The organism is Haliscomenobacter sp. (assembly GCF_041740695.1).
Lineage (GTDB): Bacteria > Bacteroidota > Bacteroidia > Chitinophagales > Saprospiraceae > Haliscomenobacter.
Window position 1 is genome coordinate 1 of record NZ_JBGSLK010000010.1, and the last position, 18,223, is coordinate 18,223.

Genomic DNA, 18,223 nt, shown 5'->3' on the forward strand with positions numbered 1-18,223 from the left:
TTTTTACTGCTCCTAGGCCAAACCTAGTGTACAATGTTTTAAATTTGCGTAGGTGCGAGGGAAGCATACGTTCTTAGCGTCTTGGTAAACTCTAATTTCGCGCTTTTCCTCGCATTTTTCAAAAATGTCCAGTAGTATGCAGTAGACTCTGTTATTATTCTCGCGGGATATTTTTGATTTTCTTCATTCATATGACGGTCGTTAAATAAATTAAACTATCACAAATAACAACTAAGTAAACCCCACGTTGCTCCTGCTACTTAGTCGTTAGTTGCGTTTATTTTCACTTTAGGTATACGTTCATTCCTATCTAAATGTTCCTTTTGCAAAAGAATTTTTTCCAATTTCTAGGCAACCTCACCTAAAAAACTCATACTCCACTATCACCAAAGCCCCATCCAACTCTGAAGCCAACAAATACTTCTTCAACGTTTCCAATTTCTTCCAGCCGCCCAGCTTAGCAATAAAATCCAGCGGTACCCCCTGCATGGCCAGGTTCGTGGCCGCGCTTGGTCGTATGGCCCCCTAATTCTTTTTACAAAAAGACCCTTCACTGAAGCGGATTCATCGGCATTTGGATCCGTTTTTTGATGAGAAGGTAATGGAGGTTTAGTGGGAGGTGGAGAGGGTGTCGTTGATACGGTTGGGAGAAATTTAACGTGAATGAGTGTGACGTGGCGGCGTTTAGTCAGCATGAGAATACTCATATTGTTATACCATACCGATTGAGGTTTTGTGCAAATCGTTTCGGCATAACCCTATAAAATCTGAGTTTTCAAAACTCATTTGCACAAAACCTGAATCGGTGCAGTATATACCCAGTTTTTATTTTTCATAAAAATTATAGTTCATTTCGATTATTGGTTCACCTTTAGGGATTTCCTCTATTGTTAATTCTTCAAAGTCTACTTCAAAGGTTTTTTCATTCACTTTCACTATCTTGAAAACACTCTCGGGCTCAAAAATCACTTCGTCTTCTCCGTCAAAAATTTCAAATAAGTTTCTTGCTTTCGTATTATTATTTATTTGAATTGCTATTAGTACCTTATCTTCTATAGGTGGTTTACTATGTCTTGTTGACAGGAAATTTGGGAATTTAATATACTCTCCTTCATGCTTTTTGTACCATGCAATTGTTCTTTCGCGATTCAATTTTTGTTGTGAATTATTTATTATCGCCATTGGTTCTTCGCGTCTGTATACTACTTGTTCTTTGAATTTTGGAAGTTTGCCAATTGCTTTATTTAATTTCTCCGCCTGTTCTAAATTAGATACAATGTCATCGGTTTCCATTTTGTAACCTCCTTTAAGAGATTTATTTATATCTCTATGGGAATATTTTACATAGTTTAAAATTTCATCTAAATCATTATTTTATATATTGTATTTTTTAGCATTTTGTTTTGCTTCTTCCTCTTTTCGCCAGTCGATGTACATATTTTATTTTTTAATTGAATAAAACACTACGACAACTAACGACTAAGCAAAAGAAGTAATGTGGGTTTTGCTTATACCGTACCGATTGAAGTTTTGTGCAAATGAGGATTAAAAACTTAGGTTTTGAAGGGCTTTGCCAAAAAGATTTGCACAAAACCTGGCACTGTGTTGCAAAATAATATTTTTCCAATCTCAAGTCAATCCCTACCTAAAAAATTCATACTCCGCCACCACCTTCGCTACATCCAAACCCCGAAGCCGAACAAATACCTCTTCAGCACCTCCAGCTTCTTCCAGCCTCCCAACCTCGCAATAAAATCCAGCAGCACCCCCCATACCCATTCAAAATACCCCCCCTAAAAACAACCACCCATGCCATTTGCCTAACTATCTTCACACTCTTAGACATCATTCCTTTCCACACCCAGCAACTCGAATTCCCTATGAAAAAATGGCTTCTCATCCTTTTGCTGATTCAACAAATAACTGCCCCTGCCCAGGAGCACAAAGACGTCATTTACGCCAAAACACCCCAAAGAGACCTCACTTTAGACATCTATTTTCCCACACAAGGTACCAACGCCCAGCTGATCATCTGGGTTCATGGAGGAGCATGGCACGGAGGCTCAAAAGCCGATCCGCCCAAAGAGCTTTTGCAGAAAGGATATGCCCTGGCCAGCATAGAGTATAGACTGACTACCGAAGCCGTTTTCCCCGCCATGATCCATGACATTAAGGCCAGTATTCGGTTTCTCAGGGCCAACCAGAAAAAATATGGCTACCAGGCCGATAAAATCATCCTGTGGGGATCTTCCGCCGGTGGACATTTGGCCGCGGTGGCCGCTTTAAGCAACAATGATGCTTTTTTGGAAGGAACCCTGGGCGATTACACCAGTACCAGCTCAAGGGTAGACTTGCTCCTGGACCTCTATGGACCGAGTAATTTTAAAAATATTCTGGCCCAGTCTACCCCCCATGGTGTCGGTGTAAGAGCACCGGCGCTGGCGCTCTTTTTCGGGAAACCACTGGAAAAGGTCGATGTAAAACTGGTAGAAAAAGCCAGCCCGGTCTTCCTGGTAGATGCCCAAGACCCTCCCTGCTTTTTAGCCCATGGCAACCAGGATCCACAGGTACCCATCAACCAAAGCATTGAATTGCACCTGAAACTGCAGGCCTTGAAGGTGAAAAGTGAGTTGCATTTTTTGAATGACATGGCGCATGGGGGCAAAGATTTTTCTTCCCCGGATTTTGTGCGTTTGATGGATCAGTTTATTAAGGAGCATTTGTAAAAGCCTAGAAGCTGTTTGAATTTATATCGCGGAAGTGAAAAGGAGGCTATTTTGGGTCAAATGAGGCACGAAAAGCGGAGTTTAGCAGTGCTAAATGAGCATTTTCGGAACGAAATTTGACCCAAAATAGGCCCTTTGCAGCCCGCGAATATAAATTCAAACAGCTTCTTAAATTCGATCACATGAAATACCTGTTCTACCCATTCCTGCTTTGCTTAGCCGTTTCCAGTGGCCATGCTCAGTCGTCCCTGGCTGCACCCATCTTGTTGTGGCCACAGGGGGCACCCGGCGCTACCGGTACTTCCGACGAGGATAAGCCGGCAGTGATCCCTTTTGTTCCGGAAAAAAACAAACAAAATGGCACCGCTGTTTTGGTTATTCCCGGCGGTGGATTTACCATCAGAGCTGTCGATCATGAAGGCGTGCTGGTGGCACAGTGGTTAAAAGAGCAGGGGATTACGGCCTTTTTGTTGCGGTATCGGCTGAGACCGCTTTATGATCGAAAAGATTGGCTGGCCGATGGCCAAAGAGCCATTCAATACATCAGAGCCAATGCTGCCCAATACCAGATAGATCCTGATCGAGTAGGCGCGGTAGGATTCTCGGCCGGAGCTATGCTGGTGGCAGACCTGGGGTTCAATGCAGGCCTGGGAGATGTCAATGCCACGGATCCGCTAGAAAAACAATCTGCTTTGCCCAATTTTGACATTCTGGCCTATGGCGCCATGGCTTTCCCGGCAGCCATTTCCCCAGCAAGGCTAAAACAAGTGCCGCCCACTTTTATGTTCGGTACGGTGGAAGATGCCGGAAGTGTGAATGGACTAAGTACCCTCTTTGTGGATTTGGTTAAAAATAAAGTTCCGGTAGAAGCGCATTTCTTTCAAAACGGGGTACATGGCAGTGGGTTCGCGATCGGTGACCCCATTTTGGGTGAATGGCCCAAGCTGCTTTGGAACTGGATGCATACCAACGGATTTCTCTCTCCTAAAAAACGCCTGGCTTTGAATGGTCTGGTAAAATTGAATGGTAGTCCACTTTTAAGGGGAATCATTGTGCTCACTCCGCTGGATAATCCCAATGATCCTCCGGTCATCGTTTATGTGACGAACACCGGTACCGGAGAGCTGGGCCGGTTTTCCATGCCAGCCGGACAGGGGCCGGTAAAGGGAAAATACAAAGTAGAGGTGCGACAAGAAGCGACCCGCTGGACCAGCAATAGCCGCGATCCTTTCATGATCAACATGATGGCGAAACAAAGGGACAATTCTCTCACGGATGCAGACTTGAAGGAATGGGGTGAGTTTTTGAGAAAGAGGAACCTTAATCCGAGTATTGATAACCAAAAGGTCTTTAGGAAACAAAGGCCGGGGGATGGAAAGGATTATGTGGTGGATATAGTGGATGGAAAGGAGCTGGTGATTGAGGTGTGGAGTAAGTGAGGGGATGGGCCCCCACCTTGGCCACGGCTATATCGTACCTTCGTTCTTTTCCATTGCTATCATTGAATCAATAAAATCATTCACATAGAGTTCTTTCAATTCCTGGTATTTTTTTTTATCCTGATTGGATTGTTCCGCCAAATCATATTTCATTTGCTGGTATTTGATCCGGGCCCACTCATTTTTTCTCAAATGGTTTCGGGATAAAAGGTGTCTTTCCAGTGCTTTACTGTCAATTGGGCAAACGTAAAGATGGTGCTTTATGGTGTCTAATACCTCATTGGTCAATTTGCCACTCCTTTTGAACACATCCCGGCCTTCAAGCCCTTGATTTCCATTGTGGTAATAGCCGATTTTTTCAAGCCCTTGTTTTATTTTTTCAAAATCTTGTTTTACAGCGTATACAATGTCAATGTCAATGATGGGTTTTGAATCCAAATGGGGTACCGCTGTACTTCCCACGTGTTCAATGCTACATTCAAGTCCGTTTAGAGCGGCTTCAATTTGGCTTTTGATGTCGTTGAAATGGATGACCCAATCTGAGGTGTATTTTTCGATTAGCATTTGGTTAATTTATTCTTCCAACATCATGATGACAAACACAACTAGTTGCGTTGATTTTGTTGTGGAGTAGCCATGCGAAAATTTAGTTTTTATTGATTTTAAGCACCATGTCTTTTGTTGGTGTTGGGCTGGTGATTAGACCAAAACTTCCACTGACGGTCAGTTTTTCTGTTTTGATGTTTTGTCCGGTTTGTACGTCCAGCCAGCTGAGTGAATAATTGCCTTTGGGCAGTTGCAACCTTAGTTTAGCGGGGTTCACACTCAGGTGTTCCAAATAGACCACCCAATGGCGGAGGTCTTTCATGCTGTATACAAAAGCGCCTTCCGTATGGCCCAAAAAACTTGAATTAGGCCGCAAGGTACGCAGATCCAATTGATCCAAAAACTGGCGCAACACTTTGAAATAGGCCCGCAATTGGAGGCTACCACCACCAGGAGAGCTTCCAGTGGCCTCGTGACCATCCGGTGAATCAACGCTGTATGAATAATCCAGATGTCCAAACAGGCCACCTCCGCTGAGCATAAAGCGCCAGGCTTGCCGACGGTAGGTATCGTCATTTTTGCCCGCAAACCCCGTCTCGTTGAAACCAATAACCTTGTTGAGGCCATAATTGAGCGTAACGGACTCTGGAGCGGCATAATGAAAAGTGTAAATGGAAATATTGGGATCGCGAGGACTTACGGGTTGTTTGAAGTTGGCGATGTTGTGGGAAACAAGGTGCTTTTGGGGCAGGGTCTTCTCCTCTCCTACTATCCAGGAAGAGACACGTTGGTGCCATAAAAAAGAGGCTTCGGAGGGTACTTCCAAGGTGTTTTTCCAGTTGTTGCCAGGCTGTATCAGTTCCTCAGCACGGATGTAATCGTTCCAGATCAGGACGGTATCTTTGCTATCGGCCCAAGGTTCATTTTGGATTTCGAAGTAAAAATTACCATAGGGATTCAGTTCTTTGACCATTTTGCGCACATAAGCTTCCTGAAACTGTAAAATCTTGCCATTGTTGAGCGTATTGACCTGCTGGCTTGGCAAATCCGAGGGCGTACCATTGAGGTTATTTTGGCCATGAAAGGGGTGATAAGCCCAACCCGAACCATAATAAGCGGAGAATAAATTGATTTCTACGATGACCCCATTTTCGGTGGCTTTTTTCATAAAGTCGTGTAATCGCTTGAAATAGGCTTCATTCCACCGGGTTAGGTCATACTTGCCTTGAAGCTGTTGCCAGGGTAGGATGAGTTGTGTTTCGTTGGGAGCGAGGGTATTTTTTTCGATGCCAAAGGCACCTGGTTTTTCATAATAAGCCCCCATAAATAGCCGCGTGGTATTGAGTCCATCCGCTTTCATGGACTTAAGGTATCGGGTATAGTCGAAGCCTTGATTGAGCACTGCGCCATAGTGTTCGCCTGAGCCGACGATAACAATGGGCTTGCCTTGGTACTGAAAATAATGAGGGTTTTGAGGAAGCAATTGCAGTGTTTGAGCCTGAGCAGCTATAGGGCTGCAAAAAATACAAAGAAGCAGTAAATACCGAAAGCGCAGGGTATGATAGATGCTGCTGAGCAAAAAAAAGTTTTCATCAAAAGCTTGTTTGTAGAATGTTTTTGCACGCTGAACATCGCTTGCAAAGGTTTCAATGATTGGTCTCATTGCTGGTGATTAAAAAAGGTGGTAAAAATTTAGGAGGGGCTGGCGGCTTTAGGGGCGAAAAAAATAAGTGTTTCATTTTGCCCCACTACTTAGCTGACAGCCGCTCCGAAAAATAGGAAAATGATTGCTTATTGTTGCACAAAGATTGAAGATTGGCTGCTTCAATCTTTTAGCCATTGCATTCTTTTGCTCCAATCATCCAAATACGCCTTGCGGAATTTATTAACCGTTTTTGCCCCAGCTCGGTCATTTTGCCGGAGTGAATCAGCAGAATTATCAGTCCAAAAATTTGGACCATGCGAATTTTTACTAAATGAACCACCCCAACTTTCTGCTTCCGGATTGTTGATGTCCCCATGTAAAAAATACAATACTGAAGGCGTGTCACCCATCTTTATGTCCTTTTTCTTTTCCCAGAATAATTCCCCCAATGCGCCGTGATCTTTCACGTGAGCTGCTACAAAAGATTCATTTCCATAGTCCCCTTCCTGATATCCACCTAGGTACATTCCCCGAAAGCTTGTATTGTTTTCAATCCACCATAAATCCGGATGTTGATGATAGAGGTAATTTCTTGAATTTGTATCCTGTACCGTATTCCAGGAACCGATTGAATAAATCCGGATGTTCTTTTTAATCCCGGGTCGGTGGTTAATGGCTTGAGCAACATCTGTCATTGAACCCCAAACCAGGATGTACAAGGGTTGTCGTTTATTTTCCCTGGCTTTTTTGATCAGCCATTTTGCGCCTTCGCTGGGTTTGTCTGGAATGTGGTGGGTTTGTATCACTGTAGCCCCCTGTTTGGTCACCCTGTGCAGGTCTTGTGGGCTTGGAAAATTTTCAGCATGCTTAATGAGCTTGGTGTAATCTTTTTCGTAAGCCTGAATTACTTCTACGATATGCTGCTTTCTGCCTGCATGTGGCGGAGAACTGATCAATCCTTTGATGTTGAAGCGATCCGCATACATCAACAAATGCACCATCGACTGATAATCATCGGGGTCGCTCCCGCCAATATCGGTGCTTACCACAATATTCGGCAAATGTCTTTGAGCAGTTGCTGTTGGGTAGGCAATGGTGAGGAATAGCAATAAGAGACCATGTGTGAATTTTATCCAAAAGCCTTTTATTGCCATAAAATATAAATTATCAGTCGAATACATAAAATAAATATTTTACATTAAAAGCTAAGTTCGTGAATTCCAACCACAGGATTGATTTTTCACCCCGCTCCTCCAAGTCCTACTCTGATGGTACAGATCCAGTACGGCGGGGCGAAAATACCAATTAGGGTATCGTACAAGCAAAGTGTGTTAGCATTTAGGTCACTTTTTGATTTTTGATAAAACGGTCAAAAAGACCGGGTGTCAAGCGTTTTAGCAGCATGGCCAGCTGCTCTTTTACGCCACCGATGTAAACGTTTTTTTGCCGCTGACGGATGGCCTTGAGTGCTTTTTGGGCGAATACATCTGCTTGCATTCCCAGGGCATTGCGGCTTTTTTTGAGTACCTCTTCGGTAATTCCGACTGCATTCTTGGCAATGTTGGTAGCGATGAATCCAGCTAGAATATGGCATACATTTAATCCAAGATCCTCTACTTCGAGCCGCAGGGATTCAAAAAAACCAACCACCCCATGTTTGGCAGCTGCGTAAGTGCTGCGGTATTTGGTATTGATTTTCCCCATGACACTACTAAAGATCGACAACAATAACCTCCAAGTCCCCATCCCAGCCACCAATTAGCAGTTTTTTCCCATCCGCACTAAAGTCAAAAGAAGTGACGCGTAATTTTCCAATCTCGTATTGTTTGATGATTTGACCATTTAAATTCCAATGGATGACCAATTCATCCTCACTAGAACAACCCATAAATATTGATTTGCCCCCAGGAGCAAAAGCAACTTGGTTCACTCCCTTATGGCCTTTAAATTTTTGAAGCATGTTCCCTTTTAAATCCCACAATATGGCATATCCATCATCTGCTCCAGTCAGGACGGATTGGCCATCCGGGGCAAAGCATACACTTCTAATGTACCCACTATGGCCTCCTACTAGTTCAACCACGAGTTCTCCATTGAGTTTCCACAGGATAACTTTTCCATCTGTACCTCCAGTCAAAATGGTTTTTCCATCAGGAGAAAAAGTACCCGTTAAGATGCCAGCAGGATGAACATACGTATGAATAAGTTGGTCATTCATATCGGTAAGCGTCATATTTCCTGGATATGGATACCCTCCACCATTGATGAAAAATTTTTCATCTGGAGAAAATTTAATAAAACGCTCTAACATAGCATTGCCTACCGGAGCTTTAAATGATCTGATCAACTTGCCATTCAAATCCAGTAGTTTAATCTGATCATTGCTGTCTTTTTTAGTGCTCTGGTCATCAAATTCGTGAACAATAATTTTTGACCAGTCTTTGGTTACATCCATGCACATCATGCCTTTAGTCTTTGTTGGAGGAACAACGACCTTACTGGGAAGCTTTTTATCCCATAAAATCCACTCATTTCGAGATGCAGTAAATATTTTTCCACTGGGCGTAAAGCGGGCATAAGTAGGGGCATGGGTATGACCGGAATAAGATTTGACCAGGGTTCCGTCCAGTTTTTGTAGGCGAGTTACTCTGCCTGCGTAGGAGACAAAGTTTCTGGCATTGGGGGTAAGCAGCATCTGGGTTTCATGATGGGTGCTTATTTTAGTTGCTTCCCAGGTGTTTATCTTAGATTTTTTGATGGGTTTGCCATCTATCCCAAAAGTGTATACAAAGTCTTTACCTACAACAATTGCAGCTTGATCGTCTTTGGAAAATGCAACGGCTTGAGGGTCAGCAATGCTATCCAGTTTTTGGATCACTTTGCCATCGCGCGACCACAGTATGGTTTTTCCATCATCATCTGCGGTTAGCAGCATATTTCCATTGTGAGAGAAAGTGCCGGACCTAATTCTCCCCCATTGTCCTCTGAGACTGCTCACGGTGTATCCTCCCAGATTTACCACCAGTGCATTTCTACCAGATCCACTGATCAACAGCGTTTTTCCATCAGGAGCCAGAGCTGTGTAATTAATTTTAGAAATGCCATAAACCGTAACTTCTCGAATGACTTGCCAGGTTTTGGCATCCAAAATCATCACTTTGCCATTTTCATTCGTAGTGATGATCCAGGATTCTTTGGGGTGATAGGCTAAAAAAATTACTTTTTTATCCGATAGTCTTCCCATAATATGACCATTCAGCAGCTTGCCAGTATGATCCCATTCATGAATGAAACCCAGCTCATTTCCCGCCAGTATTTTTTTACCACTTTGGTCGAAGGCAAGTGCAGTGATTGCTTTGTTTCCGATGTGTTTAAACATCTTGATAGTCGTTCTGGCACTGTCCCACAAACTTAATTGCCCGGCGTTGCTGCCGGTTAAAATCCACTTCTCATCCGCTGAGACAGCCACGCTTGAAACAATCCCGCCCGTCACTTGAAACTCCTGCAGATTTTTGGGCTTTAACTCCCAGATCCGCAGATCGTCATACCAATTGCCGGTGATCAACCGGTTTCCGTCGGTAGAAAACGCAGCGGTATTTATTATGGAAAGGCTGGTTATGTTCGTTTGCAACTCCTGTACAACTTGCCCCAGGGGGGTGCGGACGATTACTTTACCATCCTTACAAATACTCAGTAGTTTTTTACCATCTTTAGAAAAGGTCAACGAAAGAATGGATACAACATGGCCATCGATGGTCTTGATTAACTTGCCTTGCAAATCCCAGAAACATAGTTTACCGTTTTGGTGTCCTGTAATGATGTTTTTGCCATCGAAAGAGAAAATAGCGCGTACGATGGCGCTGAATGGGTGTTTGAGCAGTACACTTTGTTTACCACCCTGAATGAGGGTAAGCTCTTTAGACTCCTCTTTACAAATCAGCAGTTTTTTACCATCAATCGACCAGGAAATAGCCACAATACTTGGGCTTGGATTAATGGGTTCTTTCTTAGGCTGATCATTAGAATCCTCCTCCACTGGATACATATCGGCCATCGCGAAATCGCCCGTGTCCTCATCCGTAAGTCCTTCCACCATAATTGCATCCTCTTCATCGCTCAGTGTCAGTGTTGAATCTTTTGCCTCCTCTACTTTTGCAGGTGCCTCCTTTTTAAGCGCAGTATTGTCAATTGGTGCAATTTTTTTCTCTGGGGCTAGCAATTCGATAGGAGTACTAGTATGGGTATTCCAAGCTTTAATTTTTCCACTTTTGTATCCTGCCACAATTTGTTGTCCATCTGGTGAAAAAGCAAGTGACGTTACATCTGAATGCTCATCGCTGCTCAGATAAGTCTTGAGAAATGGGCCTCCAGCAAGACTCCACAAGAAAAGGCCAGCCCGGACACTGCCCGTTAAAATAGTCTTGCTATCTGGTGAAAATTGCAGCGCATAGGTAGGAAAAGGTAATTTTTTGATCTCCTTTCCCTCTGCATTGAAGACATAAGTGTCCTGATCGGTTCCTACGGCATAATATAGGCCATTCGGCGAAAAGGCGAGGCACTGCATTCGGCTTCTTATTTCCTGTTGGGAAATCTGTAATTGCGCCTGCAGATTTTGATAGAAAGAAAGAAAAAGAAAAACCAGGCTTAGGTAATGGAAAGTACGCATACTTTTTGTTGACAAAAGTAGGCGAATTATTGCAACCCGCAAAAGTTGTTTACCCGCTCGCTCGTATAAGTTGTTCCCATTACCCCCCAAAACGCAACGCTGGTGCAGTGTCGGGTGATCCCTGCAATCCCGCCGTTGAAACAGCGGAGAACAAGGCCAACGAGAATTAAAAGCGTTCCTCAATACCCTTATCGAAGCCAGGCCGCTAAAGTGTGGCCTGGTTTTCTTTCTAAAAATTCCATTCCATGAACAGCATCGATCAAATTGATTTCAAATGTATTATGGTTGCTTCCACCACGGATTCCACATTGAGCCGCCTATGGATGGAAAAGTTTAGTGATCAAAAAAGCATTGCCCAGCAGGGTCTTTGCTGGATTTTGGAGGATGGCCAGCGCAGGGCCAAGATAGACGACCATACCTGCATCCCCGTAGGCCGCTACCGCGTACGCCCAACGCGCAACAGCAAGTTTTAAGAGCAATACCAAAAAGACCCCTCGCTGAAACTGAAGTATGTGCTGACGCTGGAGGAGGTGCCGGGTTTTAGTTTGATCCGGGTGCATCCTGGAAAAGATGTGCTCGATACCAGAGGCTGCCCGCTACCGGGTTTGGCTACGGATATGGATACCGATAGTAATTTTGTAGTGGGTCGGAGCCGGGAGGCGCTGAAAAAGATTCATCGGCATTTGGATGTGTTTTTTGATGAAAAGGGGATGGATTTTAGGGTGGAGGTTTGGTGGGAGGTGGTGAGGGTGCCGTTGATTCAATTGGGTGAAATTTAACGGTTTAGCTATACTGGCCTCCGGCAAGTTTTGTTCATGAATTATGTGGGAGTTACCTCAATCCATATACACAAAACTTGGCGGCCCGCAGTATATGTGCCGTGCGACGGTAGGAGTATGGACGTCATAGCCTGTGTTCTATGCTTCTTATTTATTTAGAAAATATTCTAAGATCACCTTTGTACCAACTGCAATGACTCCTGATATTACCGCAAGTATAGATTTTCCAATAATTTCTTTCTTAATTTTATTGTTATCATTTTTTAATTCATCTAAATAGTTTTTGTCACCTCTACTGATATAGAATCCTGTTTCATATTTAAACTTATCAATTTTTCGGTCAATCCACCTAGCTAGGATTCTCCCAACAAGAATCCCTATTGAAAAAACAAAGGCTAATACTACTATAGATCGTTGAAGACTCAATATGTTAAGGTTTTTTGAAACCCCAAATTGATTACATAGTAAGCTATGATATAGGTATGCCAGCAATATAAAAAAGACTGGAGTGAAATTAGCTATTGCTGAAACAATATATTTTTGCCGTTTTTCCAAAACCTTAATAAAGCCTGACTCATGGTCAACTTTTTTTAGGCCATCATGCCAGTCATTAACAACCTTAATTAATTCGTTTGCAATGACTTGATTAATAAAGTCGACTTTTACTAATCCTTCGGCTCTACTTTCAATAAGCTCACTTGGTTCATCACTGGTGAACATTATTTGAAACATTTCTTTGGGAGGGATAGCACTACCCAATCTAACTTTTAGAGTATGTTTTTGAGGTAATACATGATTTGGTAAAGACAATGTTATATCCCAAGTAATGTTGATTGATCTTATTGTCTGGTTTATGTATTCCCAATTTTGTCGTTGGAACTCGCCCCATGAACCATATTCTTTAAAATTCCCATCTGACAAAATGAAGTTAATAGAATTAATATAGGTTTCTACTTTATGAGTATCAAGCTTTTGATGGACTCTATCATTTAATTCGTGAATGTTTGAAAGTTCTATTTTTTTTCTCTCCTCAAAAATCTTGATTTGTGTATCGGGCTTAACATTAGTCCAATAATATATTGACTTGAATGTATCCAAATCTATCGATTGAAGAGGAACGTTTCTAACCTCTTTCATGTCTTGTCCTTCAGGGTTAATTATTTCAGTCATTTCTTTTTTTTTTGGACATAGGACTATGCTTCGCTTTTTACTTAGGCACCTTCAGGTGCATGTATTTCTGCTTTGGCTGTACCTTTATGACCATTCAAAGTAGTTTTTTTTGCAAAATAATATTTTTTCAATTTCAAACCAAACTCACCTAAAAAAATCATACTCCGCCACCACCTTCGCCACATCCAGCCCCGAAGCCAGCAAATACTTCTTCAACACCTCCAGCTTCTTCCAGTGGCTGCCCGCTACCGGGTTTGGCTACCGATATGGATGTGAATGGCAATTTTGTAGTGGGTCGGAGCCGGGAAGCGCTGAAAAGGATTCATCGGCATTTGGATGCTTTTTTTGATGAAAAGGGGATGGATTTTACAATCCCGGTTTGGTGGAAAGTGGTGAGGGTGCCGTTGATTGAGTTTGGTGAAATCTAACGGTTGGCTTGACGACGTAGCCGCTGTTTAGCCTTGCGGGTCGGGTTTGGCGGTTATGTGCGGCAAGCCTTTGTTCGGCGAATTTTCATCTATTATTATTGGCTCAAATTCAATATTGTTTTCCACAACAATAGAATTGTCATACACATCAAGAAGTGTATGAATTGAATTTGTAAGGATTGTTGAGGAGTACTCTTTTGAAGTGCTTCTAATATTTAGAAACGGTGACAATCCTGTTGGATAAAATTTGATATTTTCCATTTCACTGCTGTTTTTTTTGCAAAGTTAAGCGTTATTTTCGTGTTTCCAACCCTCGAAAACCCTGTTGTCTTGTATTCCAACTTGTCCGTTTGGCAAATTTACTCTTCCTAACTGTCCTTCACTAACGAAAACATCACATCCGCCAGTTGTGCTTTCAATCAATGCCCTTCTCAATTGATAATCCGCTGGATTTGTTGTTGCAGCGTTTAAAATATGGTTAGGATTATAAGGTGTCCTCAACTCTAACTCGTTTTCAATATCCTGATATATTTCCTTTATAACCTTATATAATTCATCGTCCGGTTTTTCAATGTTTAGTCCTAATTCTTCTTTTGCTTCCTTCCGATAAATTGTATAGTCATGGCTTCCTGATTCAGAGCATAAAAAACTTATTACTTTTGGTATATGGGCATCATCTATTTTATGGAATTTCAACATTTTTTCTGCAAGCATCTTGATTTGTGATTTGGCTTTAAAAACGTCACCTAATGATAATGGGTGAATATACTCTGTCAATTTCAAATAAACTGATGCAAGCCTATTTGCATTTTTTATTCCCAAGTCATTCTTTGCCATATCAATGAACCCATTCACTTGTTCAACGCTTACAGGTACTCTAATCTGCTGTCCATTGATATTTACTTGCGGATTCATAAGACCATTTGTACTTGGGTCAATTGGCCCCAAAGTTGCTTGTTTAGTCATAATTATTCGATTCGTCCCTAATGAAATTAGGGTTGCAGTACTTTGACATTTGAAGGGTATTATTACCTCAAAATCCTTACAAAAATTTCGAATCAGATTCACTAAACTCCACCCTACGAGAGTGCTACCGCCATTTGAATAAATGTAAAGGCTAATTTTCTCAACGTCTCCGATAGCGTCTAAATGGTTGGCAAAAGAAGGCAGTATATCGGCTCCAATATTTGTTTCCGCACCTTGCCTGTCTCCTGTAACGTAAACAAGAAGTCTTGATTTTCTTAAACTTTCTAACTTTTTGTAATTTTCAAGTCTGTTGATGAGCATATTATTTTATTTTTTATTGGTTAATTTTGTTTCGCCGAACTCCCTACTATCGCAACTAACGGCCATATCCAAATTAGCATTGCGTAATTACCTCAGTAATGCGTTGGATTACCGCATTGCGTGTTTTATGTAGTCGTTAGTTGCGGCAATATCGCCATTAAATACACCTTTATGGCCGTTCAAAGTGGTTTCTGTTTGCAAAATAATATTTTTTCAATTTTAAACCAAGCTCACCTGAAAAAATCATACTCCGCCACCACCTTAGCCACATCCAACCCCGACGCCAACAGATACTTCTTCAACACCTCCAGCTTCTTCCAGCCCCCCAACTTCGCAATAAAATCCAGCGGCACCCCTTGAATAGCCAAATTTGTGGCCGCACTGCGCCGGGCCGTATGGGTGCACACAAAATTAGCCTTTGGCCCCTTTACACCGTTTTCCTGTACAGGAGTATTGATACCGGCCATGCTGGCAATCATTTTGATTTTGCGGTTGGCTTCTTGGTTGGTCGTTTTAGGTAGTTTAAAGTTATATTTTTGCAAAATCTGGAACGCAAAATTGTATCGCAAATAAATGATCAATCCAGCATTTCCAATAGTTCTTCCAAAGATTCATCCCACTCCAATTCCGCTGTTTGGCTAAAAAATGCTTCTTTCATAGGCGGCGTATAACCCTGTGCGGCAATCATTTCTTCCAAGCTTATCGACTTTTGAACTGGTTTAATGGCTTCTAAAAAGCGCAAGTCTTCCATAGGAGGGCAGGGTTTTCATTTAGTGGCGTTTCTAGCTATCCCTTAGTCAAATCTTGAATTTTTACGATCCGGCAATCTGCCCTCCCTAACAAACTCCACTAAATGCTCATCCGTATCCCGCCATGCCCCAAACAAACCCTTCCAAGACTCATCTTTTTCTGGAATGCTTTCTACATATTCCTTCCTGAGGCTATTGGTCAATTGCATAATCAGGCGCAGCTTCAAATCAGAACTGAGGTGGTTTAGCATGGCCATGTAGTCCAAAACAATCCGATCTTCATTGCTCATGATCTTGGAATTTGTGATTCAAATCGCAGCCCGTATTTTAACCAAGCGGAAAATATGCTCCAACATAAAATAATGTTGCAACTCCGATGCCTCTTCAGCATTAAGCGTCTGTTTCTTTTTTTTCCATACCAAGTCATCAAAACGATGTTGGGTCTCTTCCGAAGGCCGATAAGCCAATATTTGCCCAGGTGCAGATTGTGCTAAAAAAGTGGCCACCTCATCATATATCTTGATTTTGTCCATCTTTGCCTATTGGTTTTTGGAAAGAAAACCGACAGATTTTCTCTTGAAATCTACTGTATTCATAGCAATAACGCAGATGAGCTATTTGCACTCATTTACTCAAAGGTACGTATCCTCAATTTTACCTTTTCACCGTGATTTTCACCAACAATCAAAAAAGGCAAAGCAAGCGCAGGATCTGTCCCCGCTAGTCCAAGTCTTCCCCATTAACCCCAAAGCGCAACGCTGGTGCAGGTCATGAGACACTGCACAAGCGTTGTGCCTGGCAATTAATGGGGAAGACTTGGACCAGCGGAGGTGAGGGTGCCGTTGATACAATATGCTATAATTTGAATGTACAAAGCTAAATGCAGGGTCGGATTCCAGGCGATTTCCTGTCAAGTCGAAAAACTTCCCAAGCGGAAAAATGCCCACAGAAAACCACAGATGCGGCACTTGACGGGTATCTGATATTACAGGCCGTTATTGTTTCAAAATAAATTTAATTCAAATTCACTGAACTCAGTGAACTTAGATATTCGACCTTCATATATATTTTTTATGCTCCCACCCTTTACTATTTTTTCTTCTTGAACTACAGATCCAATTTGGATGTGGATTGAAAATCCAACATCAGGCTTTTCCATAAAGTCTTTTTTATTCTCTTTGTTTAAGACGAAGTTATTTTCATAAAGAATTGAATCGATATTTTTAATCGCCCGATTGTACTCTGATAAGGACGCTCCACCATTCTCCGGTTTTGCAATGAAATTTTCTAGGAAGTCAATAGTAAAGTCTAACTCTCCAATAAATTGATTTATGTAAAAGCCCATAAAAATTGGTTGCTCGATTTTGTCGTAATACCTAATTTTAAATGCGTTTTCTAATATTTCTAAGAAAACAGGGTCAAGCTCTCCAGTCACATCTTTATTGACTTTATCTAAAAGATTTTTCAGTTTTTCAAATCTGTCGAAATGATAATTATATCTTTCTCTATTATTGAGATTAAATACAATTAGAGCTTTCAGATATTTTTCTACTGAAGTACTTGCAAGTGTTAGTCCTTGAATAATCAAGTGATTATTAAGTAATAAGCGAGCAGCAATATAATCGCGATAACCAAGACCCATTAGCCAATGCCCTGTATAAAGCTTTTCAGTCCATGTAATCGAGTTGTTCATAATAATTGCTTGTATTTTAGTTTTTAGGTAAACTTTCATGCTCATCCAAAAGTTCCTTTTGCAAAAAATATTTTTTCACGTTCAAACCAATCTCACTTAAAAAATTCATGCTCCGCCACAACTTTCGCCACGTCCACTAACCATGCCAATACATCCTTCCTGAACCCAAGAGAGTTGCTAAAGTTAAGTTTGATCCGGGTACACCCAGGGGTGAAAATTGGGGACACTCGTGGCTGCCCGCTACCGGGTCTGGCTACAGATATGGACACCAATAGCAATTTTACTGTGGGCCGCAGCCGGGAAGCGCTGAAGCGGATTCATCGGCATTTGGGTGCTTTTTTTGATGAGAGGGGGATGGATTTTACAATCCCGGTTTGGTGGGAGGTGGTGAGGGTGCCGTTGATTTAAGTAATGCATCTATTTCACCCTTAACCTTATTAATTCTTTTTGTAACAAGTCGAGATTTTGGTTGCTTCCCAATAGATTTAGAGCCTGTAAAAATTTAAGATTTTACAGATGTGAGGATTAGAAAAAAGGAATCAGCGGTAATTTGGTTGGAGAAAATTTGCAAATATGTACCCAACCAACATCACTGATTCCCAATGGGAAGTTATAAGTTCTTTGTTTGATACCCAACGTAAGCGGAAATATTCTTTGCAGGAGATTATCAACGCCATATTTTATCTAACCCGTAGTGGGGTTCAGTGGCGGATGCTTCCCAATGATTTTCCGCCCTATGGGATTGTATACTACTACTTTCGGAGTTGGCAAATAAGCGGTCTATGGGAGCGGATCAATCGCCATGTAGTTGAACAAGAACGAATCAAACAGGATCGACCTTCATCCCCAAGTGTTGGGATCATTGATTCACAATCGATTAAAAACCGAGAGCGAGGACTTGGGGATAAAGGCTTTGATGGTCATAAGAAAATCAAGGGCCGAAAGCGGCATTTGATCATTGATTCTCTAGGTTTAGTTTTGGCCGTTATGGTTGGTCCAGCAAACAATCATGATGCTTGTGCCGCTAAAATTTTACTTCAAAAGTTAGCATTGGTAGGCTTTGAGCGAATGAAAATCATTATTGGAGATGGTGCC

The 18,223-nt window shown here is 42.0% G+C and carries 19 protein-coding genes and 2 pseudogenes; 5 read left to right on the forward strand and 16 right to left on the reverse strand.

Annotated elements, in window-relative coordinates:
• Window positions 1-357: 357 nt before the first annotated feature.
• The gene (locus tag ACEW9O_RS01705) at window positions 358-519 is read right to left on the reverse strand and encodes a tyrosine-type recombinase/integrase (protein ID WP_373548403.1); all 162 of its coding nucleotides are present in this window, start codon (window positions 517-519) and stop codon (window positions 358-360) included.
• Window positions 520-825: 306 nt separating this feature from the next.
• A pseudogene (locus ACEW9O_RS01710) lies at window positions 826-1,359 on the reverse strand (ADP-ribosyltransferase); the annotation flags it as partial.
• Window positions 1,360-1,880: 521 nt separating this feature from the next.
• On the opposite strand from ACEW9O_RS01710, the gene ACEW9O_RS01715 reads away from it, so the two are divergent.
• Together ACEW9O_RS01715 and ACEW9O_RS01720 are read left to right on the forward strand one after the other, a co-directional pair.
• Complete coding sequence (locus tag ACEW9O_RS01715) at window positions 1,881-2,726, forward strand: alpha/beta hydrolase fold domain-containing protein (protein ID WP_373548386.1); 846 nt, start codon at window positions 1,881-1,883, stop codon at window positions 2,724-2,726.
• Window positions 2,727-2,908: 182 nt separating this feature from the next.
• Window positions 2,909-4,165, forward strand: coding sequence for an alpha/beta hydrolase (locus ACEW9O_RS01720; protein ID WP_373548387.1), 1,257 nt, complete (start codon window positions 2,909-2,911; stop codon window positions 4,163-4,165).
• A gap of 27 nt (window positions 4,166-4,192) precedes the next feature.
• Here the strand turns inward: ACEW9O_RS01720 and ACEW9O_RS01725 are convergent, their stop codons facing one another.
• The 5 genes from ACEW9O_RS01725 to ACEW9O_RS01745 all read right to left on the reverse strand — a co-directional run bounded on the left by ACEW9O_RS01725 (window position 4,193) and on the right by ACEW9O_RS01745 (window position 11,022).
• Window positions 4,193-4,729, reverse strand: a complete 537-nt coding sequence (locus ACEW9O_RS01725) for a GrpB family protein (RefSeq protein ID WP_373548388.1) — start codon at window positions 4,727-4,729, stop codon at window positions 4,193-4,195.
• Between the two features lie 82 nt (window positions 4,730-4,811).
• Entirely contained in the window at window positions 4,812-6,374 is a 1,563-nt protein-coding gene (locus ACEW9O_RS01730; RefSeq protein ID WP_373548389.1) for a cellulase family glycosylhydrolase, read from the reverse strand.
• 161 nt (window positions 6,375-6,535) lie between these two features.
• Window positions 6,536-7,510, reverse strand: a complete 975-nt coding sequence (locus ACEW9O_RS01735) for a DUF1593 domain-containing protein (protein WP_373548390.1) — start codon at window positions 7,508-7,510, stop codon at window positions 6,536-6,538.
• Between the two features lie 184 nt (window positions 7,511-7,694).
• Window positions 7,695-8,060: an SDR family NAD(P)-dependent oxidoreductase gene (locus tag ACEW9O_RS01740; RefSeq protein ID WP_373548391.1), complete on the reverse strand. Its 366-nt coding sequence runs from the start codon at window positions 8,058-8,060 to the stop codon at window positions 7,695-7,697.
• A 7-nt stretch (window positions 8,061-8,067) separates the two neighbouring features.
• Window positions 8,068-11,022, reverse strand: a complete 2,955-nt coding sequence (locus tag ACEW9O_RS01745; protein WP_373548392.1) for a WD40 repeat domain-containing protein — start codon at window positions 11,020-11,022, stop codon at window positions 8,068-8,070.
• A gap of 281 nt (window positions 11,023-11,303) precedes the next feature.
• Between ACEW9O_RS01745 and ACEW9O_RS01750 the strand changes: the two are divergent.
• A pseudogene (locus ACEW9O_RS01750) lies at window positions 11,304-11,801 on the forward strand (DUF5675 family protein).
• A gap of 147 nt (window positions 11,802-11,948) precedes the next feature.
• On the opposite strand, the gene ACEW9O_RS01755 reads toward ACEW9O_RS01750, so the two are convergent.
• The 9 genes from ACEW9O_RS01755 to ACEW9O_RS01795 form a co-directional block, all read right to left on the reverse strand.
• A complete protein-coding gene (locus ACEW9O_RS01755; RefSeq protein ID WP_373548393.1) occupies window positions 11,949-12,971 on the reverse strand; it encodes a hypothetical protein in 1,023 nt (340 codons plus the stop codon).
• Window positions 12,972-13,128: 157 nt separating this feature from the next.
• Window positions 13,129-13,254, reverse strand: coding sequence for a hypothetical protein (locus ACEW9O_RS01760; protein ID WP_373548394.1), 126 nt, complete (start codon window positions 13,252-13,254; stop codon window positions 13,129-13,131).
• A gap of 172 nt (window positions 13,255-13,426) precedes the next feature.
• Window positions 13,427-13,660, reverse strand: coding sequence for a hypothetical protein (locus ACEW9O_RS01765; RefSeq protein WP_373548395.1), 234 nt, complete (start codon window positions 13,658-13,660; stop codon window positions 13,427-13,429).
• A 24-nt stretch (window positions 13,661-13,684) separates the two neighbouring features.
• A complete protein-coding gene (locus tag ACEW9O_RS01770; protein WP_373548396.1) occupies window positions 13,685-14,686 on the reverse strand; it encodes a serine protease in 1,002 nt (333 codons plus the stop codon).
• A gap of 230 nt (window positions 14,687-14,916) precedes the next feature.
• Window positions 14,917-15,228 (reverse strand): tyrosine-type recombinase/integrase, encoded by a 312-nt coding sequence (locus ACEW9O_RS01775; protein WP_373548397.1) that lies wholly within the window; start codon window positions 15,226-15,228, stop codon window positions 14,917-14,919.
• Window positions 15,229-15,263: 35 nt separating this feature from the next.
• A complete protein-coding gene (locus ACEW9O_RS01780; protein ID WP_373548398.1) occupies window positions 15,264-15,437 on the reverse strand; it encodes a hypothetical protein in 174 nt (57 codons plus the stop codon).
• Window positions 15,438-15,479: 42 nt separating this feature from the next.
• Window positions 15,480-15,725, reverse strand: coding sequence for a hypothetical protein (locus tag ACEW9O_RS01785; RefSeq protein ID WP_373548399.1), 246 nt, complete (start codon window positions 15,723-15,725; stop codon window positions 15,480-15,482).
• 18 nt (window positions 15,726-15,743) lie between these two features.
• Complete coding sequence (locus tag ACEW9O_RS01790; RefSeq protein ID WP_373548400.1) at window positions 15,744-15,968, reverse strand: hypothetical protein; 225 nt, start codon at window positions 15,966-15,968, stop codon at window positions 15,744-15,746.
• A 470-nt stretch (window positions 15,969-16,438) separates the two neighbouring features.
• Window positions 16,439-17,173: a hypothetical protein gene (locus ACEW9O_RS01795; RefSeq protein ID WP_373548401.1), complete on the reverse strand. Its 735-nt coding sequence runs from the start codon at window positions 17,171-17,173 to the stop codon at window positions 16,439-16,441.
• Window positions 17,174-17,287: 114 nt separating this feature from the next.
• Here ACEW9O_RS01795 and ACEW9O_RS01800 point away from each other — a divergent pair, with 114 nt between their 5' ends.
• Both ACEW9O_RS01800 and ACEW9O_RS01805 read left to right on the forward strand, forming a co-directional pair.
• Window positions 17,288-17,536, forward strand: coding sequence for a DUF5675 family protein (locus ACEW9O_RS01800; protein WP_373548404.1), 249 nt, complete (start codon window positions 17,288-17,290; stop codon window positions 17,534-17,536).
• 165 nt (window positions 17,537-17,701) lie between these two features.
• The coding region (locus ACEW9O_RS01805) for an IS5 family transposase (RefSeq protein WP_373548402.1) at window positions 17,702-18,223 on the forward strand (522 nt) is incomplete at its 3' end.